This window comes from Gordonia sp. DT219, assembly GCF_049847065.1.
Lineage (GTDB): Bacteria > Actinomycetota > Actinomycetes > Mycobacteriales > Mycobacteriaceae > Gordonia.
Window position 1 is genome coordinate 219,534 of the sequence record NZ_JBNCNR010000002.1, and the last position, 24,734, is coordinate 244,267.

Here is a 24,734-nt window from a genome sequence, read left to right on the forward strand (position 1 = left end):
TGTCTGTATGACGCCGCTCATCACACCGCCCCCGCGCACCAGTTCGCTGGTGGTCGACCGGATGCACGAACTGATCCGCGACAACGTGTGGCCCGTGGGCGCCCGCATCCCCGCCGAGCCCGAACTCGTCGAACAATTCGGCGTGGGCCGCAATACGATTCGCGAGGCGGTGCGCGCACTGGAGCACTCGGGATTGTTGATGCCACGCCGCGGGGACGGCACCTACGTCCGCAGCCGCAACGTGCTCGTCGGCGCCCTCACCCGGGCCACCCCGGACCCGGTACTGACCGATCTGGTCAGCACGCGACGCGCCCTCGAGACCGAGGCCGCCGAGCTCGCGGCGCAGCGGGCCGACGCCGACGACATCGCACGCCTGCGGGCGAAACTCGAGGCGGCCGTCGCCGCACTCGACGCCGACGATGTCACCCGATACGCGCAACTCGACATCGAATTCCACGCCACCATCGTCGAGATCTCCGGAAACCGCCTGCTGATGGAGCTGTACGAAGGTGTCGGCGAGGTCATGCGCCGCACTCACGAGGCCATCGCCGCGGGCGCCACGCACGACGGACACCCCGACGGCCACCACGAGGTGGTGGCGGCGATTGCCGACGGCTCGCCGGAACGCGCACGCGCGGCCGTCCACACCTACCTCGACATCGCCCGCGAGGTGGTCCGATGACGGTGACGGAACCGTCGACCGCATCCGGCCGCACCCGTCGGGCCCGCCCGATCGGCACTGTGCTCACCGCGGTCGGCGTGATGTTGGTGGCGGCGAACCTACGGCCGGTCGTGGTGTCGGTGGCCCCGTTGATCGACGAGATCCGCGCCGACACCGGCTTCAGCAGTACCACCGCCGGTCTGCTCACCACGCTGCCGGTGCTGTTCTTCGGGTTGAGTGCTCCGGTCGCGCCGCGGCTGGCCGCCCGATTCGGCATCGAGCGCACCATCTTCGGCGCATTGCTCCTGCTGATCGTCGGCACCCTCATGCGCCTGGTCCCGGGGACGGCTCTGCTGTTCGCCGGTTCGGCCGTCGTCGGCGCGGCGATCGGCATGTGCAACGTGGTGCTGCCGGCATTGATCAAGCGCGACTTCGCACATCGGTCGGGCTTGATGACCGGTCTCTACTCGATGACACTGTCCGGCGGTGCCGCCGTGGCCGCCGGCGTCACGGTGCCGCTCGACAATACGCTGGGCAACAACTGGCGACTCACGATCGCCGCCTGGGTGATCCTGGCCGTGGTGACCGCGGTGATCTGGACCCCACAGATCACCCGGCGCAGCGAAGAAACGGTCGCAGCCACCGGAACGTTGCGCCGCAACACCATCGCGTGGGCGATCACCGTCTTCATGGGCGCCCAGTCACTGGTCTTCTACACCTTCACCGCATGGCTGCCCGCGTACCTGACCAACGACGGCTACTCGGCGGCCGCGGCCGGAACCATTCTGGCGGTCGGGCAGGTCGTCGCGCTCCTCGCGTCGCTGATCGTCCCGATCATCGCGGGCCGCTTCGCCGATCAGCGCGTGATCACGCTCATCGTGGTGGCCCTGTGCGGTATCGGATTGGCCGGGTTGCTGCTCACCGACCACGCGACGGTGCTCTGGACGATCCTGGTGATGTTCGGTCCCGGTGCCTCGATCAGTCTGGCCCTGTTGTTCATGGTGCTGCGCAGTTCGTCGGCCGAACAGACCGGCCAGGTGTCGGGGATGGCGCAGTCGGTGGGCTACATCCTGGCCGCCTTCGGACCCATAGTCGTTGGTGCCCTACATGATTCGACAGGTTCGTGGAACATCGCGATGTCGGTGCTCGCCATCCCGATCCTCGCGCAGGCGGCATCGACGCTGATCGCGGCGCGCGATGTCAAGATGGACCGGAAGCAGCCGGTCGCGAATGCCGGGAGTGCGGTGTAGAACTTTTCTTCCCACTTCACTGTATAGCGCAGTAGGGGGCTTGCGGCAAGGCCCCCTGGGCGCCTCACAATGGCGCACATGGATTTTCGCGCGCCACGCGTTTTCTCCCTGCCCGACCCGCAATCACCCAAGGCCCGCCCCGACATCATCGGTGACGACGAGCGGCATTTCGCCGCGATCGCCGAGCATTTGACCCGGACGATCACCGACCTCACCGATCGTCTCGATGCGCTGCGGCACGCCGAGGGCGGCGGGGGCCGGCGGGCCCTCGACCGCGATCTGGAGATCCACGAGACCACCCGCCGGCTCCGGGTCCTGCGCCGGTACCGCGTCGACCTGTGTCTCGGGCGGACCGTCACCGCCGACGACACGATCACCTACATCGGCCGGCTCGGACTGACCGACCGCACCGGGGAGCAGCTGCTCGTCGACTGGCGCACCCCGGCGGCAGAGCCGTTCTTCGCCGCCACCCACGCCGACCCGAAGGGGCTGGCGAGCCGGCGCCGATACCGGTGGGACCAGGGCACGATCCTCGACTTCTGGGACGAGTCGTTCACCGGCGACGACCGTCACCTCGCACTCGACGCCGACTCGGCATTCCTCGCCGGCCTGGACGCCGACCGGGAACCACGGATGCGAGATGTACTGGGCACCATCGCCGCCGACCAGGATGCCATCGTCCGGGCCGGTAGCCACGGCGCGCTCGTCGTCGACGGCGGCCCCGGTACCGGCAAGACCGTGGTCGCCCTGCATCGCGCGGCGTATCTCCTCTACGCCGATCCCCGGCTGGCCGGCAATCGCGGCGATCTGCTGGTCGTGGGGCCGCACGACCCCTACCTCGGCTATGTGTCCGACGTGCTGCCCAGTCTGGGCGAAGAAGGCGTACACACCTGCATCCTCCGCGATCTCGTCCCCGAAGGGGATACTGCCACAACCGAATCCGAACCGGAGGTAGAAGAGCTCAAGTCACGCCTCGACCCGGTTGGGGTGATCGAGCGGGCAGTCGGCTTCTACGAGCAACCGCCCACCGGTTCGATCGAGATCGAGACTCCGTGGCAGGACGTCGAATTCGGTACCGGCGAGTGGGCGGAGGCGTTCGGTGTGCCGGAGCCCGGCACGCCACACAACGAGGCGCGCGAAGAGGTGTTCGAGGCGATCGTCGACATCGTCGGTGATCTGCTCGACGATCGCGACGCCGTACCGCGACCGCAACTGCGAACCACGCTGGCGCACAACACCACGCTGGTCGAGGCGTTCGGTGCCGCGTGGCCGGTGCTCGACGCGGCCACTCTGGTCGCCGACCTGTGGTCGGTGCCGGCGTATCTGCGGCTGGCCGCGCCGGAGCTGCGTTCCGCGCAGGTCCGGCTGCTGCAGCGCGCACAGCCCTCCGCGTGGACCACCGCAGATCTCCCGTTGCTCGACGCCGCGCACCGGCGGCTGGGCGATCCGGGCTTCTCCCGTCGTCGCCGTATCCGTGAGGCGACACTCGCCGCCGACCGCGCCGAGATGGACGCCGTCGTCGACCATCTGCTCGCGGCGCACACCCTCGACGACGGCGAGGGACTCGCCCCGATGCTGCGCAACGCCGACCTCCGTGAGGTCCTCGTCGACGAGTCCGCGGCGCCGGGTGCCGACCGCGATCCGCTGGCCGGGCCGTTCGCGCACATCATCGTCGACGAGGCGCAGGAGCTGACCGACGCGGACTGGTCGATGCTGTTGTCCCGCTGCCCTTCCCGTAGCTTCACCATCGTCGGCGACCGCGCCCAGTCCCGCCGCGGGTTCACCGAGACCTGGTCGCAGCGCCTGCACCGCGTCGGCTTCCCCGACGTCCGGCAGGTCGGGTTGTCGATCAACTACCGCACCCCGGAGGAGATCATGGCCGCGGCCGCGCCGGTGATCACCGCCGCGATTCCGGACGCCAACGTGCCGGTCTCCGTCCGCGCCAACGGAATCGACGTCCACCACGGGTCGACAGGCGAGCTCGACACGATCCTCGACGAGTGGGAGCGCGACCATCCCGGCGCCACCGCCTGCGTCATCGCCGCTCCCGATGAGCTGCCCGATCTCCGCACCCGCGAACGCGTTCGGGCCCTGCCGCCCGTACTGGCCAAGGGGCTGGAGTTCGATCTCGTGGTGCTCGTGGAATCCCCTGCGCTGGGCGGCGGCGTCGCGGGAGCCGTCGACCGGTACGTCGCCATGACCCGGGCCACCCAGCGGCTCGCGGTCCTCACCGCCGCACCGCACGCCGCAGCAGTCGGCGACACCGGGCAACGATAGGCTGGGGCATGCGTTTCGGTATCTGCATCCTGCCCGAGCTGACCTGGCGCGAGGCGCAGCCGCGATGGCGCCGCGCCGAGGCGATGGGTTTCGATCACGCCTGGACCTACGATCACCTGGTCTGGGGTGGCCTGCCCGATTCCCGGTGGTTCGCCGGTATCCCGACGCTCACCGCCGCGGCGATGGTCACCGAGCGAATCTCGTTGGGTGCGTTCGTCATCTCGCCCAACTTCCGGCATCCGGTCGCGCTGAGCCGCGAGGTCGCCACGCTCGTCGACATCTCCGACGGCCGGCTGCTGCTCGGGCTCGGCGCCGGCGGCACCCCCGACGACATTCTGCTCGGCGGCGATCGACTGCCACCGCGGCAGCGCGTCGACCGGCTTCAGGAGTTCACCCTGCTCCTCGACCGCACCCTGAGCGAGGACCACGTCGACGCCGACGGTGAGTACTACCAGGCCCGCGACATGCGGCTCGTCGGCGATCCGGTCCGGCCACGGGTGCCGTTCCTGCTGGCGGGCAACGGCCCGCGCTCAGTGCGATTCGCCGCCCGGCACGGCGATGGGTGGATCACCACCGGCGCTCCCGCGGACACGCTCGACGACTGGCTCGACGGGGTCCGAGCCAGCAGTGAACTGCTCACCGACACCCTCGAGAAGGACGGCCGGACCGGAGACTTTCCCCGGTACCTCAGCCTCGACGCCTCACCACGCAACGCGCTGGAGAGCATCGGGTTGTTCGACGAACTCGTCGGCCGCGCAGCCGATCTCGGCTTCACCGATGTGATCGTCCACTGGCCCCGGGCCGAACAGCCGTACCGGGCGTCGGAACGCGTGCTCGACGAGGTCGCCACACGGCTGCAATCCCACTCGCATCCGCGCACCGCTGTGACAGACTGACCGATCATGAGTCGGCGCAGATCGGTAGCGGGCTTGGTCGTCGCGGTGACCGGCGGTGCCCAGGGCATCGGAGCCGAGATCGCCCGGCAACTTGCCGTCGCTGGTTATACACCTCCACCAACGCCGTTGGTCTCAGGAACCTACCGAGTTGCACGACGCGATCACCGTGCTCACCGAGGCGTTCCGGCTACGTGACTATGCTTCTCGCCAAACCGCCTCGGATGGTCGGGAATCCGGCCCTGCCCGGGCGGTGCCGATCGACTGGGCCGAGTTCGTGTGCGCCGCCCTGGCCGGCGCCGCCGCCAAGGCCGGCGGTATCGCTGCGGTGCTGACGGGTCGACCGGAATCCGACGGTCTCCCGCCTGATCACCCTGGTGGCCCGGGATGCGCCGAGGGCCTTGACCGCGATCAACACCGCTCGCGGCGCGGCCCGCCGACTGGCGTGGCAGGCAGCAGGCCCGGCCGCCCCGACCACAACACCGGTGCTGGCCATCCGGTGATCGTCAATCTTGATGCCACCCTGGTCACCGCGCACTCGGAGAAGCAACACGCCGCACCAACGTATATGCGCGGGTATGGGTTTCACCCGTTGTGTGCGTTCGTCGATCACGGGCCCGCCGGTACCGGCGAACCCCTGGCGATGATGTTGCGGGCTGGTAATGCCGGGGCGAACATCGCCGCCGACCACATCACCGTCGTCGATCAGGCACCGGCGCCGAGCCCGCTGCGAAGACCGTATCCGCACCGCCAAAGACTGCGGCCTGACCAACCTGCCACTACACGGGTTCGAGCAGAACCGCATCTGGTGCGCCATCGTCGAGCTGGCCTGCGAGCTACTGGCCTGGACCCAGCTCCTTGCGTTCACCGATCACCCGGCCCGCAGGTGGGAACCTACTAAACGGCTACGGCAGCAACTGTTCTCGATCGCCGCGAAACTCACCCGCCATGCGCGACGTACCCGACTCAAACTCGCCGCCACCGCACCGAACCTGCAGCTCCTCCTCGACGGAATCACCAGAATCGCAACACTTCCCAACCCTGGCTGACCACGCTATCCGACCTGACCACAGACCAGAAAGGACACCCACCTCGGGGCCGTGAACCCCGACGCCCACCGACGCTCGGGCATCCACACACGGCCCGACCCCGGAAATCGGTCCTCAGACCACCCATCCGGGCTCAACCATCACGCAGCGTCGCCACACGAAAGATAGAGGTTAACCTAGGTTAACCTCTACGTGCCGGACTGGTTTATACGATCGCTCCCAGTGCCAATCCTGCCGCAAAGGCTATTAGTGGGTAAGTGATGAGCCAACCGAACCAGCCGGTGAAAGCCCAGCGCAATCGCTTCATGAGAGACCGGGTACCGTTGTCTTGAGCCATGTTCGACAGATTGTACCGATATCAGAGGCTAGGGATTCCCAGTCACTCACCGGTGCTGTGCAGGAGAGTATCGACAGGGCCGCTTTCCCTTCTGTTGTCTTGTACGACACATGTATCCGTCTGATAGCGAGCACTCTATGATCTTCGACGAAGCGGCCTTCGTCGATGCTCACGAAGCCATTTACGAGAACGTGGTGTCCAATCAACTGTGAAGAGTTGAGGTTTAGGATGTCTTGGTCAGTGTCAATTGCGGATAGTTTTAAGCTGACGGATGACATAAAGTCGAAGTATTGAATGACGACGTTAGGGGCAAACGATTCACCCCGGCGCGGAGGTTGAAGCAGTACCCTGCTTGCCATCAGCGAGTTAGCCAGTTCGGTGTCGGCATCGCTCCATCCTACGGGAGCTGCAAACATCAGTTGCGGGTTCACCGCGCGCAAAGTTGCAGGCTTCCCGGTTGCACGGATACCGTACTCGACGGCGGTTAGTGTCACAATGTGCTCCCTTTAAGATTAACCCTAGAGTAGTGAGCTACCTATTATGGCGCCTAGGAGAAAAGCGATCACGGTGGGGATGGCGTAGAAGTTTATCAACCATGTATCAGTAATATTGTCGCCAAGACGGTTGCGTACGAACTTGTTGGTGTCGTCGACGTTATCAACGGCCCATGCTTCACGGGTTTTGATTGCCGAGTGTCGAGGTCGTGTTCGCTTGCTCATTTGCCGGTTCTCTCGCCGTGGTTAGTCGAACAATCCTTTGATCCACCGTGCGGCGTCCGCGCCTGCCTGGCTTCCAACCGCCGCGCCGATACCTCCGCCGATGGCGGTACCAATCGGACCCGCGAACGACCCTATCGCCGCGCCAGCGGCCAAACCGCCAAGCGCACCGCCTGCAATGGCTCCACCCGCGCCAGCGAGTGCATCGCCGCCGTCTTCTTCACCACGATGATACTTGCCGAACTCATCGGCAGCGGTCAACGCGGTCCCGAGAAGGAACGAGCCCCGAGCCAGAGCCTTGCCTGCTGAGCCGAGGCGTGCGATCTCTTCTGCGCTGAGACCGGCTCTGCCCACCGAATGGGATGGTCCTGGCTGCCGGAAAGTAGCTGCGATATCGCCACCGCGTTGCTGTGCGGCGCCAATGGCTGCGGTGACTGCTGGGCCGTTGAGGTCCAGTGGTTCTCCGGTAGCCGGATTGGTGAACAACGTTGATGCCTCGCCCTCGCCACCGGTGGCCGATTGTCCGGTCCCTGCGATGTTGATGGTGTAGGTGGTGCCGTCGGGGTTGGTGCCGGTGTATTGGGTTTGTCCGGTGCGGGGGTTGGTGATGGTGGTGGCGGGTTGCCCGGTCACGGGGTCGGTGCCGGTGTTGACGATGAGTCCTTGTTCGCGCAGTCCGGTGCGGGTTTGCGCGCCCTGCGCGGTGTGTTGCGCTTCGGGGCTGGTGTAGGGGCCCATGCTGGTGGCGGCGGTGAGTTGATCGGTGAACGCTTGGGCTGGATCGTTGCCGGTGGCGCGCACACTGAAGTGAGCGCCGGTGGTGGGATCGGTGTAGACGTTGATCGGATTGCCGTCGTCGTCGACGCTGGCCGTGGCCGCGTAGCCCTGCTCGCGAGCCTCGATGCGTTGTTGAGCGCCGTCTCGTCCTTGTACCGCGGGGCCTTGAGTGTTGGCGATCTGACGGTCGATGACGTCTTGGCTATGTGAGTCGGAGACTGCCTGTTGGGTGGTCGGGGACATGCCTGTCGGCACCTGCGCGGTATCTCCGGTGGTGGGGTCGGTGACGTTGGCGACCGGGGTGCCGTCATCGGTAGCGCCTGAGGTGACCGCCAAGCCCTGATCGCGTAGGGTCTGGCGTTGCTGAGCGGCGTCACGACCGGACACTTCGGGGCCTTGGGTGTTGGCGGTCATCTGGTCCCACTGGCTTTGCGAGTTCGACGCCGCCACTGCTTGCTGAGTATCCGGAGATGGGCCGGTGGCGACCTGACCGCTGTCCCCGGTGACAGGGTCGGTGACGTTGGCGACCGGGGTTCCGTCCGAGGAGGTCCCCGAGGTCACATCCAAGCCTTCTTGCCGCAACGCTTGGCGTTGTTGAGCGCCGTCGCGCCCCTGTACCGCGGGGCCCTGAGTGTTAGCGGTGAGCGCGTCGAAACCGGCTTGCGCTTGCGACTCCTCGTGAGTCGGGTCGGCGACGATGGGATACACCGCATCGGGCGAGGGTTCGACGTGCTGGACCAGGTTCCCGTTGTAGTCGACGGTATACCAGGTTTTCTGAGGTCGTCCGAGGGCGTCGTAGGCCCATGGTTTCGCGATCTGGCTGACTGGTTTACCGGTGGCGTCGTAGATGGTGGCCGACCCGTCCGGATTCACCCCGATATGCCCACCCGGCGGCACGTCTTCATGGAACACGTAGTTTTTCGGGCTGCTCGGATCGTTGATCAACACCAACTGCGACGGACCCACCGTGGCCCGTTCCGACCCGCCACGCCGCAGCAACGACCAACTCTGCAGCCCACCAGACGACGACCGCCCGCCGAGGGCTGCGCGCCGTACCCGAGGGTTCGCCGCGGCGAATGCCGCCGCACCCGCCACGACCCACGCAGCCAGCGGGATCTCCGGTTGCTTCGAGCCCGAATCCAATGCGTGCGGCGGGTTGTTTGGCTCGGCGGTCGCCGCGCCCGGCACGGTTGTCACTGCCGGGGCAGCAGTGCTCGGGGCTACCGGTACTTGACCGGTGGTGTCGCCGGGCGGGACTGGTTGCGGTGCTGTTGGCCGTGCGCTGCCGGTGTTCGGGTTGTTTGGTACCGATTCGCCGTTGCCGGTGCCTGCGGGTGGTTGTGGGGCGGCTTGTCCGGGCACAGTGACGATCGGCGTGCCGTTGCCTTCGCCCGGGCCGGGCCCAATGTTGGAGCCGACTTGTGGGCCACCGGTGCCGTTGGCGCCGGTCGTCGGTACGTACGGCGTGTTCGTAGTGGGTTGGAAGGTGTTGGTAGGTACCGAGACACACGGCCAGTTCGAGCCGTACTGGGCGCGCATCTGATCGCACAACGCGTCCGCGTGTGCCGGAGCCGGTTCGCTGCCGAGCGCCGCTGCGGTGACCCCGCCGCCGATCGCCAACACCGCGGCAGCCAGCAGCCCAGCACCGAGACGATGGCGCGGGACCCGGTGATGCCCCCGACGAACCTTCGACGCCACCGACTGCTCTGCTCGCGTTCCGCTGCTGGATGTCATTTGTTGCCCCACATCAGGGCTCCGAGGATGGCGTTCGCACCGGCCCAAAACCAGCGTCCGGCGATCGACATCACTAGAAAGAACACCAGGAATACCGGAATCACACCCCACCGATCCGACCACACCCCAAGATTCATCAAGTTCGCCGCCGCCAGCACCAGCAGTACGCAGCCGACGAGGAACAGCATCACCTTCAGTACCGGCACCCCACCACTGGCGGAGGGATCGTCCGGCGCAGAAGTCGGGCCAGCCTCGGCGGCCGAGCGACCGGTATGGCCCGCCGTCGTGGGGAGTTCAGTGGTCACGGCGTTGGCGTCGAGGCGATGCGCGCCACCCGACACCGACAAGGAAGAAGTAGGAGCAGTCATACAGGCTCACAGCCCTTCAGGAGACAAATCTGGACGTTTGTTCTTGGATGAAGTCGTCGACCGCACTGGCCGAGCTCGTGGTGACCGGCTAGACCAATGGGTCAGAGGTAGTGGGGTTTGCCGTACACGTTGATCGTGTTGTCGTTCAACGCTGTTGACACGCTGACGGTCACGTACGCCCGTAGGGCGACCGGTCCCAGACAGCCGTCGACCTTTACATGCACGCCGTCGACGGTGATGCCGGCTTTCCCAGTCTGCATCTTCTTCGACCCGAACGGGATGTCGGCGATGGTGCCCGGCCGCAATGTCGTGGAGATGTTCGGGGTGACCGTCGCGCCGATCACCACCGCCGGCGGATAGGAAATGTTCATCTGCGCTGACGGGCCACCCGAGATCCCGACCGTGGCGCCCGAGGTGACGTCGGTGTTGCAGCCGATCTGAAAACCGGCCGCGACAGTGCCCGCCTGCACCGGCACCGAACCGGTACCGGCGATGACACCCTCACCCTTGAGGGAGATGAATCCTTCTCTCGTCCAGCTTGATTGATTAAGCGGTGGTACCGACCGTACCTGCTCGTGCGACTTGATCGCCGAGACGACCCAGCCGTCATCGGTGCGTTTCGTGGTCTGCTGATCAGCAAACGCATTCGAGCTTGCGGCCGACATCCCGACACCCGCCACGGAGGATGCGAGCGCGGCGATCGCCACACACGCACCTGTGAGCGCTCGACGCCGCGCCGTCGCCCCCGGTTGCTGCTGTTCCTGACTGCTTCTCACCTCTCGAGCCACTCCTCGCACACGTCAGTGCACCGACTTGCATGGACGATGCCAGATTCTGAATAGTTCTCGAATACCCAAGCACGACTCACAGGATTCGGCAACCTAAAGATCGCCGTCGCCTTCTTGATTGCGCAAGTCGCTGGTAGGAGCGGTGCACAGGATTTCCGGACCGGAAACAATCCCGAAAACGGGGACGCATTGAGCTCTCCGAGAACAGCAGCAGGAAGCTCGCAAGGAGAAAAGAATGGGAGCGTGCCCGGGCTACCGCCATGACTCGCCAGCACAAGCCGCAGCGGCGGAAAGTCGAGGCCACCTGTCAAGCGTCGTCATCGTTGATCGGCCTGTGATGGACTGCTGGCATCATCGATCGTGGCGACCTCCGCTGACAACCCAATCGGCCCACGCGCATGCGCAGCGGCACTCGCGTCGTCTTGGCCGACGGACGATACGGTCACGTAGCCCGACTCCGACTCGGCTGTTAGGTACGCACTCCTACCGTGGTATGCGGGGCGCCGGTGCACGGGTGGCCATCGGCGACCGCGATCTGCCCGGCGCCCAACGCACCGCCGCCGACATCGACGGCGACGTCGACGCATTTGCACTCGACGTCACCGACACTTCGTCGTTCACGGCCTTTCTGGCCGCCGTCGAATCGTCGATCGGACCGATCGACGTGCTGGTGAACAACGCCGGCGTGATGTGGGTCGGGGCGTTCGACACCGAGCCCGACGACGCCACCGACCGCATGCTCGCGGTCAACCTGCACGGGGTGATCCGCGGTGTCCGGCTCGCCGCCCCGCCGATGCGGCGACGCGGTCGCGGCCACGTCATCACCATCGCCTCGGCCGCGTCCCGACTCGCCCCACCCGGCGAGGCCACCTACGCCGCCACCAAACACGGCGTGCTCGGCTACCTGACCGCGGTCCGCGAGGAACTGCGCACCAGCGGGGTGATCATCACCGCGATCATGCCGACCGTGGTTGACACCGAACTCGCCGCGGGCACGGCGACCGGCTCGGCGGCGATGCTCTATCCCGCCGATGTGGCCGCGGCGGTCGTGTCGGCCATCGAGAAGCCGCGCTTCGAGGTGACCTTGCCGTCGTATGTGGGCCCCGCGGTCCGGGCCGTCGGCTTACTGCCGCAACGAGTGCGTGACGTGCTGATGCGTCGGATGGTTCCCAACCAGGTTGACGCCGTGCGGGATTCGACCGTCCGCGCCGACTACGAGGCCGAGGCCCTCGGCCGCGACGGCATCGGGGATCCGACGTCGACCGACGAGTCCTGACGGGCGCCGAACCCGCCGACTACCGATGCACGCCTTCCGGCGGCCGCGCGCATTGCACCCAGTTACCCACCAGCACGGCGTGACACAGCGCGGCGACGAGAAACCCGATCGATGTGACCCGGAGCCCGGTCTGGGTCGACCAGTAGCCGAGCACCGTCAGCGGGACCGCGATTCCGCTGATCGCACCGGCGAGCACGCACCAGCCGAAGCGACGCAGGGTCACCGCGACCGTCGACATGACCGCGCCGGCCACCCCGAGCCCGACCGCGACCTCACCGAGCACTGTGCGGACGCCGTCGGCGTCGCTGGTCGCCCACGCGGTCACGCTCGCCACCGCGAGCACCACGATCGTCACCCAGATCGCGCGCCGCGAGCCGGTCCGCAGCGGCACATCGGCGAGGACGCGTCTTTCGATCTTGCGCAGCGATGCGGCCAATCCCGGTTCGAGTTCCAGCATCGGCCTCACCTCCATTCGTTCGACGGTCGTGAACATGCAATCGGCGCGCGCGTGCAGTCCAGTGTCCCCCACTCCGGCACCCGCCTGCCATCCACCGCGATCGGTGGCATGGTGGAGAGATGAGCTCTGTCGATGAACTACACGGAAACCCGCACGTCGACCTCTACCTGAAGACCGGGGGTGAGCAGGGTTATCACTGGAACGGCACCGAGATCCTCATCCTGTTCACCAAGGGCAACAAGTCGGGCGAGGAGCGCAGGCATGCACTGATCTTCCAGCCGTGGGGTGACAACGCCTACCTGGTGGTCGCCTCGAAGGGCGGCACGGACGCGCCGCCGGCCTGGTTTCTCAACCTGCAGGGCGACGCGAACGCCGAGGTACAGATCAAGGACGAACGCTTCGCGGTCCGCGCACGGGTGGCCACCGACGAGGAGAAGCCCGCCATGTGGGCGAAGATGACCGCGGTGTGGCCCGCCTACGACGGGTATCAGACCAAGACGACGCGGGTGATCCCCGTCGTCGTCCTCGAACGTGTCTGAGTATCAGGCTCTTTGACTTTGACGGTCCTCGGCGCGGTCCCAGTCCATCCGCGCCGCATCGATGCGCGCCATGTGGGTTTCGGCCCACTCGCGCAGGGCTGCTATCGGCTCGGTGAGTGACATACCCAGCGCGGTCAGGCGGTAGTGCACCCGCGGTGGTGCGGTGGCCTCGATACGCCGTGCCACGAGTGAGTCCCGCTCGAGGTGCCGCAACGTCTGGGCGAGCATCTTCTGCGAGATGCCCGGCATCCGGCGCTTGAGTTCGGCAAAGCGGATCTCCCCGGGATACTCGTCGCCGAGGACCTTGATCGCCATCGAGGTCCACTTGCCGCCGATGCGGTCCAGCAGTTGCCGGGTCGGGCATGCGGGGTCGAAGAGATCACCACGGCGCCCGTCCGGCGCGGCGGTTTCGGCGGGGTGACCAGGTGATGCAAAAGTGCCGTCTTCCGCGGTCATCGGTGGTCTCCTATCGTGATGTGGTATCCAATGGTAACCACGAAAGGCAGCCATGCCGCCACGGGCGATCACCGAGACGACCGTCGAGACCAACGGCACCCGACTCAACGTCGCGCTCGGCGGCGATGGGCCGGCTCTTCTTCTGCTGCACGGGTTTCCGCACACCTGGCGGGTGTGGAGCGCGATCATGGGCGAGTGTGCGAGTGAATATCGGATCATCGCGCCGGACCTGCGCGGGCTGGGCAACAGCGACCGGGCGACCGATGGATATGACGCCCGCAATCTCGCCGCGGACATGCTCGGTCTCCTCGATGCCCTCGGGGTGGAGTCGGCGGCCGTCGTGGGACTCGATGCCGGCGGCCCGCCTGCATTCCTCCTCGGCCTCGAGCATCCCGACCGCGTCAGTCGGCTGGTTCTCATCGAGACGACGATCGGCCGTCTTCCGGGCGCGGAGGACTTCTTCCGCGCCGGACCTCCGTGGTGGTTCGGTTTTCATGCCGTACCCGGCCTGGCCGAGACGGTGCTCGCCGGTAACGAGGCAGCCTATATCGACTTCTTTCTTCGTTCCGGCACCGCCGACGGGACCGGGGTCGCGCCGCCGGTGCGGGATGCGTTCGTCGCCGCCTACCGCGAACCGGATGCTCTGCGCTGCGCGTTCGAGTACTACCGGGCGATGCCGCGCAGTGCCGAACAGATCACCGATGCGACGACGCGTAGACGCCTGACGGTTCCGACGCTGACGATCGGTGGGCAGGTGGTCGGGGACGCGACCGCTCGGCAGCTGCGCCCGGTCACCGACCACCTCACCAGCCGCGTCCTACCCCGTAGCGGTCACATCGTGCCGCTGGACGCACCGTCGGACCTGTTGGACCTGATCCGCCCGTTTCTCGCCGAATCTGCGGCATGAACCGGCCGCCCGCGTGAGGTAGGCGCGAGCGCACTCAGAAGTAGTGCGCGCGCCCACCGACCGCACGGCCGGTGGCCCCGAGGAGAGCGAGGATCAGACCGATCACGACGAGGATGATGCCTATGGACCAGAGGATCGGGATGCCGAAGATGAGCCCGAGGATCAGGCAGATGGCGCCGAGGATGATCATGAGAAGCCTTTCGAAGAACGCGGATGAAGACTGCTCGACGCTGCTGCAAGCTCTCTCACCCTAGACCCCTCGGTGCCCCGTTTCGGACCGCTTCGTCGTGGGCAACCCAGGAGGGTGCATCCTGCTTCGCTGATCACCACGCCGTTCCGGCTGCTCGCCGAAGTCCGACACGCCCGGGCCTTTCACCCGGACGGGTTCTTCTGCGCCGGCATCGCCACACGTGCCGGACAGTCGTCGCTGCCGTTCGGCGACGGCCCGGTCACCGCGCGGATCTCCAAGGGCATCGGATTACCGGGCAGGGTCCCCGACATCGTCGGGCTCGCGGTGCGCCTGCGAGTACCGAGTGACGCCGGCGACGTGCGGTACTGGGACGTGTTGCTCTCGGGTCCGGCACCGCTGGGCGGACGTATCCCGTTGCCGTTGCCGAGCATTCACTGGCGCGGGACGATGGTGTCGAGCCTGACGCCGTATCGACAGAACGGCACCCCGTTCTGGATTCGTGGCCGCTTCGTCGAGCCGACGACCACCGCCGAGGTGTCGCTGGAGGCGTTGCACTCCTCGATCACCGAAGGGCAACCGGTTGCGGTGACCATCGAAACCGCCACCGGTGCCGGCGGTTTCACACCCGTCCTCGATCTGCGCCTCGATACCGTCCTCGTCGGTGACGATGTGGATTTCGATCCGATCCGCAATCTCGCGCCGGGTATCGACTTCCTCCCGGAGTGGCTGAGCACCGTCCGCGATCTCGCCTACCGCGGCAGCAGAGCCGGGCGGCACGCCATCGCCTGATACGCGTTACGCGCAGCTACTTCGGACTGGCCGGCGCCAGCATAATTCATATCAAGGTTGCGGCAGGCGAAGTTGCTATTCCAGGGTCCGGCCGCAATGATCATCGAAACTGCAACTCGCGCCGGGGATTCGGTCAGCCGAGCAGATCACGCGCCACCTGGGACACAGTCGCCTTGCCCTGCGCCTGACCGCCTTGGCCGGCCAGGTCATTCATGATCGCGACGACGAAGCGCTGACCCTCACCGGCGAATCCGACGGAGTTCATCACCGAGCCGCCGCGCTCGTCGGACCAGCCGTTCTTGTTGCCCGGCAGCCGGTTTGCCGGTGCGGACAGGATTCCCCATTGTTGATCGGCGGCGACCCCACGCATCTCGCCGACCAGGTAGCGGCGATCGTCGGGCGCGGTTCGCGTCAACACGTAGTCGACGAGCCGGGCCATGTCACGCGGCGTGTCCTTCTGGAATCCCCAGTATGGGTAGTAGGAGCTGAAACCGCGCTGGGGCTGCAGCGCGGTCATCCCGAATGCGCGGAAGTCGCGGTTGAACGCCTGGTGATCGGTGCCGGAATACGCGAACCACAGGCGGTCGGCCGCGGCGTCGTCGGAGCTGTGCAGCATGGCGTGGATGTCGGCGCGGTCGGCGGCCGACAGGGTGATGGCACCCGATCGTTGCCGGTTCAGCAGGTCGGTTGCCATCGCCAGTTTGATGGTCGAGGCCGTCCACACCGGGGTGTCGGCCCGGCCGTCGGCATACACGGTGCCCGTCGTGCGATCGAGCACCACCACGCCCGTGCCGCCGGGGCGACTCGCCGCGTAGGCGTCGGCCGCGGCCAGCCGGGCGGGGAGAGTCGCGGCGATGACCGCGTCATCACCCGGCGCGGCATGGGCTTGCGTGGAACCGAGCGACACCACGGCCGCCGAGGCCAGGACAGCGGCGCACAGAGAACGGATGAGGGAACGACGCATGTCCCACACCGTACGTGACGGCAGCCGTCGGCCTCGGGCCCGTGGTGCGCGGTCCTACTCCGGAACCACCACCGCGCGGCCGCGCAGATCGTTGGCGGCCAACTTCCGATAGGCGTCGACGGCCTTGTCGAGGGTGAACTTCTCGACCGCGACGTCGAGGACACCGTCGCGGGCCAGATCGAGAACCTCGATGAATTCCGAGCGAGATCCCCAGTAGGGTGCGCGTACCGCCACCTCGTAGGGCTGGGCCCACTGGCCGACCTTGGCCGCGGCCTGGCCGTCGCCGAGGCCGACGATGGACACATCGCCCTCGGTGCTGACGATACCCATCGCCGTGTCGATGGTCGGCTGATAGCCGACGAAGTCGAAAACAGCTGTCGCACCGTCTTTTCCGACGATCTTCCGTACGTTCTCGACCGCATCCTTGTCGCTGAGTACGGCGTCCTGGGCGCCGACCTCCTTGGCGAACTTCAGCTTGTCCTCGGTGACGTCGAGGGCGATGACGTGGGCTGGTGTGAGATGGCGCAGCAGCTGAATGGCGACGTGGCCCAGGCCGCCGGAACCGATGACGACGGCGGTGCTGCCGCCGAGCAGTTTGGGCAACGACGCCTTGATCGCGTGATACGGGGTGAGGCCGGCATCGGTCAGTGGCACGGTCGTCACCGGGTCGAGATCACCGATCGGTACGAGGTGACGCGGATCGTCGACGATCACGTACTCGGCCATCGCGCCGTTGTTCCCGAGCCCGGGCGGATAGATGCCCAGATCCTCCTTGCGGGAGCAGTAGTTCTCGAGGCCCTGCGCACAGAAGTGGCACACACCACAGCCCCACGGGCCGTAGACGGCGACTGCGGCACCCTCGTCGATCGACGAAACACCTTGTCCCAGTTCGGCTACCACGCCGACGCCCTCATGGCCGAGGGTCATCGGCAGCGGGAACTCGAACTTGTCCGGAGGCAGATTCAGGACGAAGTCGTCGGAATGGCAGGCACCGGCGGCGGTCACCTTGAGCAACACCTGGCCGGGGCCCGGCGTCGGCTTGTCCACCTCGCGCAGTTCCGGTTCGGTTTGCGGCTTGACTATCTGCAGTGCCTTCATCTGACATCGCCCTTCATGTGGTCGCAGTTCGCGGTTGCAGTCCTCAAGGCCCCCTCTCTGTCTGTCTTACCCCCACATGGCGGGTTTTGCATATGTTCAGCGTGTCACCACCATGAACTACGCTCCAATTCGGAGTTCAGCGACCATGAACCACCGAACAGGAGTGCAGACGTGGAGACCCCCACCCGATCATGACTACCCACCCGAACAGTGTGCTGATCCACGTCGGCCCGGCGCTCGTCGTGGTCTTGGTGGTACTGGTCGTCGTGGCCGTGGCGATCAACCGGTGGTCGGGTTCCGGCCTGGGCGCCGACACCGGCGTCGCGGTCGTACGTGCGGTGATCCAATTGGCTGCGCTCGCAGCCATTCTCGCGGTCGTCATCACCCGGCTGTGGGCATCGGCACTGTTCGTGGTGGTCATGGCGCTCGCCGCGGCGTGGACCTCGGCCGGACGGATCGCCCACGGGCGCAAAAGCATTCGTCTTGCTGCGACGTGTCTCGTCCCGGTTGCGGTGCCCACGATCGTCGTGGTCGGCGTCCTGGTGGCCATCGGCGTCATCCCGGCCTCCGGGATCGCGATCATCCCGACGGCCGGGATCATGTTCGGTGGTGCGATGAACACGACCTCGCTCGCCGGGCGACGCGCCGACGACGAGTTGCGCACGCGCCATGGAGAGGTGGATGCGGCCCGCTCACTCGGCTTCAGTGAACGGGACGCCCGTCTCGAGATCATCCGCACCGCCGCGTCGACCGCCCTCATTCCAGGACTCGACCAAACCCGCTCGGTCGGGCTCGTGACCATACCCGGGGCCTTCGTCGGAATGGTGCTCGGCGGCGCGTCGACGACCACCGCCGCGGTGATGCAACTGTTCGTGCTGATCGCCTTGCTGGCGGTCAGCGCGATCGCCGTCGCCGTGACCGTCGAGCTGGTCGCGCACGACATGGTCTGAGTGCCGGCACGATGACGTTTGTCAGTGATGCCCGAAATGCCGTTGTGTGGCAACCCATCCGGCGGTGTCGGGTAACCAGTCACCGTCCATGTGGTGCGGGGTGAGCAGGTAGCCCAGCAGCAGGAGCCCCACCGCGACGAGTACACCGCCCACGGTGATCGCGACGTGCCGAGCGGTCATGCCTTGCTCCCGGCATTCGCGGCGGGCACACCGACCCACGCCGGTAGATGCGGCGCCAATCGACCGATTACGGCGGCGAGAACAACCGGGACGACCAGTGCCACCCCCACGCCGACGCAGATCGCGGCGAGCACATCGGTCACCCAGTGCGCGCCGAGGTAGAGCCGCGTCGCCGCGCACACCACCACCGTCGCCGCGGCCAGACAGCCCGCAGCAACCCGCGCACCCACCGATGCGGCGCACACCGATACCGCCGCCGCCACCAGGGCCGTCGTCCCCATCACGTGGCCGGACGGATAGGAGTACGTGGCCTCCACCGCGCCGAGCTGATCGATCGCCGGTGGGCGCGGCCGGCTGACGGCGAGTTTGATGGCCTCCCCGACGATTCCCGCGGCGGCCACCGTGGCCACCACCGGCAGGGCTCGCACCAGCGACCTGTCACGCCACACCAGCACGGCTGCGAGCAGAGCGGTCCAGATCGTGACCGCGACCGGACTGAAGATGACCGTCACGTCCTTGATCACCGATGTGAGCGTCGGCGTCCGAAGACCGGTGACGGTGTCCATCACCGACCTGTCCAGCGCGGTGGGGGCGCCGTGGGTTGTGCCGAGGTACACCCCGAACGCTGCCACCACCACAAAAGCCGGAACGGCCACCATCCACCGGTATGCGCTGTTACTCATCCCGTCACCGTGCTCCGGGAGTGCTTAACGGACGCTGAGTCGACTCCGGCCACGGCTGGGCTCGTCCCGTCACCCGGCTTGCGGACCGCTCGCGGCCCGCTGCTCGATGCGGTCGATCTTCGTCACACTGAGGTAGCCGACGAGCACGATGATGACGACGAAGAAGACCACGTTGGTCAGCGTTGTCCCCACCCCGAGCCCACCGTCGGATCGCGGCTGGGTCAGCAGGTCTCCCAACGACGCGCCGAGCGGACGGGTCACGATGTAGGCCGCCCAGAACGCGACCACCGCGTTGAGAGCGAGGCAATAGTGGCCGACTGTGATCACGGCTATCGCGGCCGCGAAGATGATCAATGAGGTGAGGTATCCCAGCGCCAGCTTCTCGGAGATCAGATCACCGGCTGCGGTGCCGAGAGCGAACGTCACCAGGATCGCCAACCAGTAGAACGCCTCGCGGCGGCGGGTACGGATCGAATGAATCGACAAGGTGCCTTCGCTGAGGTACCACCCCGTGAAGACCACCACCAACGCGATCGCGAACACGATGGTCGTCACCGCCAACGGCACCCCGAGCGCGTCGGTCAGGTTGTCGGTGATCAGGGTCCCGGTGACGCTGATCAACAGCACAGTCCACCAGTACAGCGCCGGAATGTAGCGGCTGACCATGAATTGTGCCGCCAGGGTGATCACGAGCAGGACGACGGCGACGACGGTGGTCGACCGCAGTCCGAGACCCAAGGTCATGTTGAGATAGTCGGCGGCGGTCTCGCCCACCGTGGTCGCGAGGATCTTGATCACCCAGAAGTAGATCGTGACCTCGGGGACCTTACTCAGCGCCCGCGTACCCAGGCCCGCGCCCGTGGTGCTAGTGAACATGTTTGACACCGTCTTTCGTCGAGGACGTCGAGGATGTTGAGGGTGAGGTGAACCATTGGGGCAGCCCGGCAGGTCGTCGGCGGCGGAGGTCGTTCATGAGCGCATCCGCGGCGGCGGGGACCACCAGGGCCGATGCCACGCCGACCGCGAATGCCGCAACAACGTCGGAGCACCAATGCACACCGAGGTACAGCCGTGTCGCCGCAGCCAGAACGCTGATCGCCGTTGCCAGACCGAGGGCCACGGCCCGGACGTAGCGGTGCGCCCCGGCGGAGACGATCAGCGCCGCGGTGACCGTCAGCGCGGTGGTTCCGGTGACATGCGCGGACGGATAGGAATACGTCATCTCGCTGACGCCCGCGTGATAGGCCATCGGCGGACGCGGCCGTGCGACAACGAGTTTCACGATCTCGGTGACGACACCGGCCGTGGCGACGGCTCCGATGATCGCCAATGGCCGACCCACCGCCCGGTCGCGGATGAACAATGCCACCGCGATGAGGACCGTCCACCCGACGACCGCGATCGGGCTGAACACATCGGACAACGCAGATACCAGTGGGACAAGGGAATTGCGCTGATGCCCGGCCATCCATGTCATCACCGGCTGATCGATCCCGATGGGTCCACCGCGATACGCCAAGCCGACTCCCGCCAGGCACACCGCCAATAGGAGGATTCCGGCGCACAGGCGCTGACTGGTTCCCGATTGCACGCCTGCATCCTCACCCGGCGTTCCTTAGGGAACGCTGAGTTGGACGATGGATCGCGCAGGGGCGCCGATGGCTACTGTCAAAGGATGCACGCCCGAATGCTTCGCGTGCCCCACTGGTTGAGTCGTCGACTACGACCTGTCCGGGCCAGGCTGACCTTGCTCGCCACCGCCTTGGTCACGCTCGCGCTCGGTATCGCCGCGGTGATCCTCGTCGTCGCCATCCACCAGATCTTGCTGCGTTCGGCCGACGGCGCGACAACCTCACGCGCCCATCAGATCGCCGATGTGCTCTCCACCGAAGGCGTCCGCGGCGTCGACAGGTCACTGCTCGCGCCCACCCGCGACATCAACCTTGTGCAGATCGTCGACGCGGCCGGCCGAGTTCAGTTGAGCAGCAGCCCGACCCCCACCGCGCGGCTGGCCCCGGCCGTTCCCGTCGGCGAATCGGCCATCGTCGACGGCGCGACCACCACGCCGAACGGACCGGAATATCGGGGCACCGTCCTCGGAGTGCACACACCCGATGGTCCGGTGACGATCGAGGTCGGTGCGCTGGAACGACCGATCGACTGGCTGGTGCTCGTCGTCGGACTCATGTGTTGCATCGTGTTCCCGATCATCGTGATCGGTATCGCGATACTGACCTACTACTTTGTCGGCCGCGCGCTCGCGCCGGTGGAGGATATCCGCCGCCAGGTCGAGGAGATCTCCGGTGAGGGCGTGAATCACCGTGTCCCCGAACCTGCCACCGGCGACGAGATCGCCACGCTCGCCAGCACGATGAACGCGATGCTCGATCGCCTCGACACGGCCAGGGCTCGACAGGTGCAGTTCGTCAACGACGCGTCGCACGAACTCAACAGTCCACTGGCCACCCTGGTCGGTCTGCTCGACCTCGCGCGTGCCACCGGCCAGCCCATCGACCCCGACACCGTCAATACCGTGATGATGCCGGAAGCGCTTCGCCTGCAGTCGATGGTGTCGGATCTGCTACTGCTCGCGCGCGCCGACGAAAGCGGTGTGCCCCTGCAGGTCACCGACGTCGACCTCGACGAGATCGTCAGCGCAGAGATCACCCGACTCGAATCGTTGGGCCGGTTCACGATCGACGCGCACATCGTCGCCGTCCGCGTCCGCGGCGACCCCGAAAAGCTCGCGCGTGCGCTCCGCAACATCGCCGACAACGCCACCCACCACGCCCGCGATCGTCTGGGATTCTCGATGACACTCGACGACGCCGGAACCCAGGTATCGGTCACCGTCGCCGACGACGGCCCCGGGATACCCGACGCCGACAAACCCAGAGTCGCCGAAAGATTCGTGCGCCTCGACACCGCCCGGGAACGTCACGGCGGGTCCGGCCTGGGTCTGGCGATCGTCACCGAGATCATCCGGGCGCATCACGGTGAGGTGATCGTGGGCGACTCACCCGCAGGCGGCGCGGCCATCGGCTTCGCCCTGCCGGTCGCCGCCTGGCCCGATGCCACCCGCGACGATCCTGTTGCGCTGCACGAGGAGTGAATTCGGTTGTCAGACTTCAACCGCCGCCGTCTGCGGCCAGTCGGTAGCCGACACCGCGAACCGTCTCGATCGCCTTGCACCCGAAGGGTGCGTCGATCCGTCGCCGCAGATAGCTGACGTACACCTCGACAACGTTTTCGTCCCCGCGATAGTTGATGTCCCACACCGAATCCAAGATCTCGGCCTTCGTCACCACCTGACCCTTGTGGCGCATCAGGAACGCCAGCATCGCGAATTCCCGAGGCGTCAACGTCAACTCCTGCCCGTGACGCCAGGCGGTATGCCCGGCCGGGTCCAGCGACAATGATCCGGCGGTCAGCACGGCCGGCCGTTCTGGTGCTCCGCGACGCGCCAGCGCACGCATCCGCGCGATCAGCACCACGACCGAGAACGGCTTCGTCAGGTAATCGTCCGCGCCGAAATCGAATGCGTCGGCCTGGTCGTAGTCACCGTCTTTGGCCGTCAACATCAGCACCGGGGTCCACACCCCGGCGGCCCGCAGATCCCGCACCACCTCGTACCCGTTGCGCCCGGGCATCATGATGTCGAGGACCACCACATCGAATCGCTCGGTGCTCGCCTTCTCGAAGCCGGTGGCCCCGTCGTGCACGACGTCGACCACCCAGCCCTCGGCCACCATCATCCGCCGCACCGTCTCGGCGAAATTCTGATCATCGTCGACCACGAGAACACGCACGCCGCCTGCACCACCCTTGTCCGGGTATTTCCCATCGACCGACCGAAGCGTCCCGAGGGCACGTTACTCGGGTTCACCGCATCCGATCGACGCCATTGGGCCTCGGCGGTGCCAAGCCATGACACCGCCGAGACCCTTGCCTTGCCTATCCGGTTGTGTCCGGGGTGTCCCCGGGCTCCGCCGGATCCGGTTGACCGGACGAATCGGGCCGATCCCCGAGTTCGTGCTGGTCCGCGGGTCCGCCGCGATCGACTGTGGCGTCGTGACCCGATCCATCGGGGTGGTTGCCGACGTCGGGTACGTCGCCGGGCTCAGGCCGGTCCACCGACGATCCCACCGTCGGGCTCGCGGCCGGTGGCGCGCTCGTCATCGCATGAGCCACCCCGAATCCGGTGCCCACCGCGAGTATCGCCGCCGCTCCGACGCCCACGGCCAAGCGACGAACACGGCCGACTTTCCTGTGTTCTGTCATGCTGTCCTCCTTGATCTTTCGGGCCATCCCGAGTGGAGGACCCGAATCCAGCGTCGCCACCGCACCTTGTGGAGACGCTGAGTTGCGCTGAGAACGATCCGGCGGATGGCGCTAACTGCGTACGGGCCGCGCCGTCATCCCGACCGACAGGTCCCAGAGCCGACGAGCGTCTTCGATGTCGAGGGCGTACGCCGCGACACCGCGCCGGACGCCGTCCTGATGCGACTCCGCTTCCTGACAGTCCTCGAAGTACCGGCCGGTGACGCCGTCGACGAGTGGCGACGCCGCCAGCAGGACCGATGTCGCCGCGCCTTGCTCGACGGTCTTCACCGACACCCCGGTCGCGGCCGACGGATCGAAGGATTCCGGCGGTGTGTCCACATACCGCGACAGGCCCGTACCCCAGATCCGTCCGGGGTTGAGTGCGTTCACCGCGATGTGATCGGCTGCCCAGCGGCGAGCAGCCTCCACGGCGAAGAGCACATTCGCGGTCTTCGACTGGGCGTAGGCGAGCCACGGGTCGTAGTGCCGTTCGTGAAAGTCGATGTCCTCGAAGTCGATTCCGCCGTTGATGTGGCCCACCGAACTCACCACCACCACGCGCGCCCCGTCGGCGGCTGCGAGTGCGCCGTACAGCCCGACGGTCAGCGCGAAGTGACCGAGGTGGTTGGTGCCGAACTGCAGCTCGTGCCCCTGGGCCGTGCGCTGGAACGGCGTGGCCATCACCCCGGCGTTGTCGACCAGGATGTGCAGCGGACCCGACCAGCCGCCGACGAAGTCGGCGACCGACTGCAGGTCGGCGAGATCGAGACTCCGCACGTCGATGTGGGGATTTCCGGTGCTCTCGGCGAGGTCGTCAGCCGCCGAGCGCGCCACGTCGAGCCGGCGCGCGGCGATCGTCACCTGCGCGCCGGCCGCGGCAAGCGCCCGCGCCGTCTCCAGGCCGAGACCGGCGGCCCCACCTGTCACGACGGCGCGTCGACCGGTCAGGTCGACGCCGGTGAGGACGTCGGCAGCGGTTGCATCGGCGCCGAACGGCGTCGAGATCAGAGCGGTCATGGTTCCTCTATCCGGAGTGGGGCAAGGGTGATCGGTCCGCGAGTGCGGACGGTGA

27 protein-coding genes and 1 pseudogene are annotated in these 24,734 nt (G+C 66.7%); 12 read left to right on the forward strand and 16 right to left on the reverse strand.

Annotated elements, in window-relative coordinates; all coding sequences use genetic code 11:
- Window positions 1–7: 7 nt before the first annotated feature.
- The 6 genes and pseudogenes from ACPXB3_RS04415 to ACPXB3_RS04440 all read left to right on the forward strand — a co-directional run bounded on the left by ACPXB3_RS04415 (window position 8) and on the right by ACPXB3_RS04440 (window position 6,130).
- On the forward strand, window positions 8–682 hold the full coding sequence (locus ACPXB3_RS04415; RefSeq protein WP_425706148.1) for a FadR/GntR family transcriptional regulator: 675 nt from the start codon (window positions 8–10) through the stop codon (window positions 680–682).
- Window positions 679–1,911, forward strand: coding sequence for a CynX/NimT family MFS transporter (locus ACPXB3_RS04420; RefSeq protein WP_425726631.1), 1,233 nt, complete (start codon window positions 679–681; stop codon window positions 1,909–1,911). The genes ACPXB3_RS04415 and ACPXB3_RS04420 overlap by 4 nt, the downstream gene beginning before the upstream one ends.
- Before the next feature lie 78 nt (window positions 1,912–1,989).
- Complete coding sequence (helR, locus tag ACPXB3_RS04425; protein ID WP_425726633.1) at window positions 1,990–4,188, forward strand: RNA polymerase recycling motor ATPase HelR; 2,199 nt, start codon at window positions 1,990–1,992, stop codon at window positions 4,186–4,188.
- Window positions 4,189–4,196: 8 nt separating this feature from the next.
- A complete protein-coding gene (locus ACPXB3_RS04430) occupies window positions 4,197–5,084 on the forward strand; it encodes an LLM class flavin-dependent oxidoreductase (RefSeq protein ID WP_425706151.1) in 888 nt (295 codons plus the stop codon).
- 496 nt (window positions 5,085–5,580) lie between these two features.
- Window positions 5,581–5,704: pseudogene (locus ACPXB3_RS04435) on the forward strand (hypothetical protein); the annotation flags it as partial.
- 39 nt (window positions 5,705–5,743) lie between these two features.
- Entirely contained in the window at window positions 5,744–6,130 is a 387-nt protein-coding gene (locus tag ACPXB3_RS04440; protein ID WP_425706152.1) for a transposase, read from the forward strand.
- Between the two features lie 303 nt (window positions 6,131–6,433).
- Here ACPXB3_RS04440 and ACPXB3_RS04445 read toward each other — a convergent pair whose 3' ends face one another.
- From ACPXB3_RS04445 to ACPXB3_RS04460, 4 genes are all read right to left on the reverse strand, one after another.
- Window positions 6,434–6,961, reverse strand: a complete 528-nt coding sequence (locus ACPXB3_RS04445) for a hypothetical protein (RefSeq protein ID WP_425706153.1) — start codon at window positions 6,959–6,961, stop codon at window positions 6,434–6,436.
- Window positions 6,962–7,207: 246 nt separating this feature from the next.
- Window positions 7,208–9,694 (reverse strand): hypothetical protein, encoded by a 2,487-nt coding sequence (locus ACPXB3_RS04450; protein WP_425706154.1) that lies wholly within the window; start codon window positions 9,692–9,694, stop codon window positions 7,208–7,210.
- Window positions 9,691–10,035 (reverse strand): hypothetical protein, encoded by a 345-nt coding sequence (locus ACPXB3_RS04455; protein ID WP_425706161.1) that lies wholly within the window; start codon window positions 10,033–10,035, stop codon window positions 9,691–9,693. The genes ACPXB3_RS04450 and ACPXB3_RS04455 overlap by 4 nt, the downstream gene beginning before the upstream one ends.
- A 128-nt stretch (window positions 10,036–10,163) precedes the next feature.
- Entirely contained in the window at window positions 10,164–10,838 is a 675-nt protein-coding gene (locus ACPXB3_RS04460; protein WP_425726635.1) for an MspA family porin, read from the reverse strand.
- Between the two features lie 478 nt (window positions 10,839–11,316).
- On the opposite strand from ACPXB3_RS04460, the gene ACPXB3_RS04465 reads away from it, so the two are divergent.
- Window positions 11,317–12,126, forward strand: coding sequence for an SDR family NAD(P)-dependent oxidoreductase (locus ACPXB3_RS04465; protein ID WP_425726908.1), 810 nt, complete (start codon window positions 11,317–11,319; stop codon window positions 12,124–12,126).
- Window positions 12,127–12,145: 19 nt separating this feature from the next.
- Here ACPXB3_RS04465 and ACPXB3_RS04470 read toward each other — a convergent pair whose 3' ends face one another.
- Window positions 12,146–12,583, reverse strand: a complete 438-nt coding sequence (locus ACPXB3_RS04470; RefSeq protein ID WP_425726637.1) for a hypothetical protein — start codon at window positions 12,581–12,583, stop codon at window positions 12,146–12,148.
- Between the two features lie 119 nt (window positions 12,584–12,702).
- On the opposite strand from ACPXB3_RS04470, the gene ACPXB3_RS04475 reads away from it, so the two are divergent.
- The gene (locus ACPXB3_RS04475) at window positions 12,703–13,122 is read left to right on the forward strand and encodes a nitroreductase family deazaflavin-dependent oxidoreductase (RefSeq protein WP_425726639.1); all 420 of its coding nucleotides are present in this window, start codon (window positions 12,703–12,705) and stop codon (window positions 13,120–13,122) included.
- Window positions 13,123–13,125: 3 nt separating this feature from the next.
- Here ACPXB3_RS04475 and ACPXB3_RS04480 read toward each other — a convergent pair whose 3' ends face one another.
- Window positions 13,126–13,578, reverse strand: coding sequence for a winged helix-turn-helix transcriptional regulator (locus ACPXB3_RS04480; RefSeq protein WP_425726641.1), 453 nt, complete (start codon window positions 13,576–13,578; stop codon window positions 13,126–13,128).
- Between the two features lie 52 nt (window positions 13,579–13,630).
- Here ACPXB3_RS04480 and ACPXB3_RS04485 point away from each other — a divergent pair, with 52 nt between their 5' ends.
- A complete protein-coding gene (locus ACPXB3_RS04485) occupies window positions 13,631–14,485 on the forward strand; it encodes an alpha/beta fold hydrolase (protein WP_425726643.1) in 855 nt (284 codons plus the stop codon).
- Between the two features lie 34 nt (window positions 14,486–14,519).
- On the opposite strand, the gene ACPXB3_RS04490 is transcribed toward ACPXB3_RS04485, so the two are convergent.
- Window positions 14,520–14,675, reverse strand: a complete 156-nt coding sequence (locus ACPXB3_RS04490; RefSeq protein ID WP_425706237.1) for a DUF6131 family protein — start codon at window positions 14,673–14,675, stop codon at window positions 14,520–14,522.
- A 114-nt stretch (window positions 14,676–14,789) separates the two neighbouring features.
- Here ACPXB3_RS04490 and ACPXB3_RS04495 point away from each other — a divergent pair, with 114 nt between their 5' ends.
- Window positions 14,790–15,464, forward strand: coding sequence for a hypothetical protein (locus ACPXB3_RS04495; RefSeq protein ID WP_425706236.1), 675 nt, complete (start codon window positions 14,790–14,792; stop codon window positions 15,462–15,464).
- 133 nt (window positions 15,465–15,597) lie between these two features.
- On the opposite strand, the gene ACPXB3_RS04500 is transcribed toward ACPXB3_RS04495, so the two are convergent.
- Together ACPXB3_RS04500 and ACPXB3_RS04505 are read right to left on the reverse strand one after the other, a co-directional pair.
- Window positions 15,598–16,428, reverse strand: a complete 831-nt coding sequence (locus ACPXB3_RS04500) for a tat pathway signal sequence (protein WP_425706235.1) — start codon at window positions 16,426–16,428, stop codon at window positions 15,598–15,600.
- A 54-nt stretch (window positions 16,429–16,482) separates the two neighbouring features.
- Complete coding sequence (locus tag ACPXB3_RS04505) at window positions 16,483–17,526, reverse strand: NAD(P)-dependent alcohol dehydrogenase (protein WP_425706234.1); 1,044 nt, start codon at window positions 17,524–17,526, stop codon at window positions 16,483–16,485.
- Window positions 17,527–17,717: 191 nt separating this feature from the next.
- Here ACPXB3_RS04505 and ACPXB3_RS04510 point away from each other — a divergent pair, with 191 nt between their 5' ends.
- Entirely contained in the window at window positions 17,718–18,476 is a 759-nt protein-coding gene (locus tag ACPXB3_RS04510; RefSeq protein WP_425706233.1) for an ABC transporter permease, read from the forward strand.
- A gap of 21 nt (window positions 18,477–18,497) precedes the next feature.
- Here the strand turns inward: ACPXB3_RS04510 and ACPXB3_RS04515 are convergent, their stop codons facing one another.
- From ACPXB3_RS04515 to ACPXB3_RS04530, 4 genes are all read right to left on the reverse strand, one after another.
- Window positions 18,498–18,656, reverse strand: a complete 159-nt coding sequence (locus ACPXB3_RS04515; protein ID WP_425706232.1) for a hypothetical protein — start codon at window positions 18,654–18,656, stop codon at window positions 18,498–18,500.
- Window positions 18,653–19,339, reverse strand: a complete 687-nt coding sequence (locus tag ACPXB3_RS04520) for a phosphatase PAP2 family protein (protein WP_425726645.1) — start codon at window positions 19,337–19,339, stop codon at window positions 18,653–18,655. Before ACPXB3_RS04520 ends, ACPXB3_RS04515 begins: the two co-directional genes overlap by 4 nt.
- Before the next feature lie 69 nt (window positions 19,340–19,408).
- The gene (locus tag ACPXB3_RS04525; protein WP_425726647.1) at window positions 19,409–20,215 is read right to left on the reverse strand and encodes a hypothetical protein; all 807 of its coding nucleotides are present in this window, start codon (window positions 20,213–20,215) and stop codon (window positions 19,409–19,411) included.
- Complete coding sequence (locus ACPXB3_RS04530) at window positions 20,205–20,930, reverse strand: phosphatase PAP2 family protein (protein WP_425706229.1); 726 nt, start codon at window positions 20,928–20,930, stop codon at window positions 20,205–20,207. Before ACPXB3_RS04530 ends, ACPXB3_RS04525 begins: the two co-directional genes overlap by 11 nt.
- Before the next feature lie 96 nt (window positions 20,931–21,026).
- Here ACPXB3_RS04530 and ACPXB3_RS04535 point away from each other — a divergent pair, with 96 nt between their 5' ends.
- On the forward strand, window positions 21,027–22,451 hold the full coding sequence (locus tag ACPXB3_RS04535; RefSeq protein ID WP_425706228.1) for a sensor histidine kinase: 1,425 nt from the start codon (window positions 21,027–21,029) through the stop codon (window positions 22,449–22,451).
- Window positions 22,452–22,467: 16 nt separating this feature from the next.
- On the opposite strand, the gene ACPXB3_RS04540 is transcribed toward ACPXB3_RS04535, so the two are convergent.
- From ACPXB3_RS04540 to ACPXB3_RS04550, 3 genes are all read right to left on the reverse strand, one after another.
- Entirely contained in the window at window positions 22,468–23,148 is a 681-nt protein-coding gene (locus tag ACPXB3_RS04540) for a response regulator transcription factor (RefSeq protein ID WP_425706227.1), read from the reverse strand.
- A 145-nt stretch (window positions 23,149–23,293) separates the two neighbouring features.
- Window positions 23,294–23,620: a hypothetical protein gene (locus ACPXB3_RS04545; RefSeq protein WP_425726648.1), complete on the reverse strand. Its 327-nt coding sequence runs from the start codon at window positions 23,618–23,620 to the stop codon at window positions 23,294–23,296.
- 111 nt (window positions 23,621–23,731) lie between these two features.
- Window positions 23,732–24,679, reverse strand: a complete 948-nt coding sequence (locus tag ACPXB3_RS04550) for an SDR family NAD(P)-dependent oxidoreductase (RefSeq protein WP_425726650.1) — start codon at window positions 24,677–24,679, stop codon at window positions 23,732–23,734.
- Window positions 24,680–24,734: the final 55 nt, after the last annotated feature.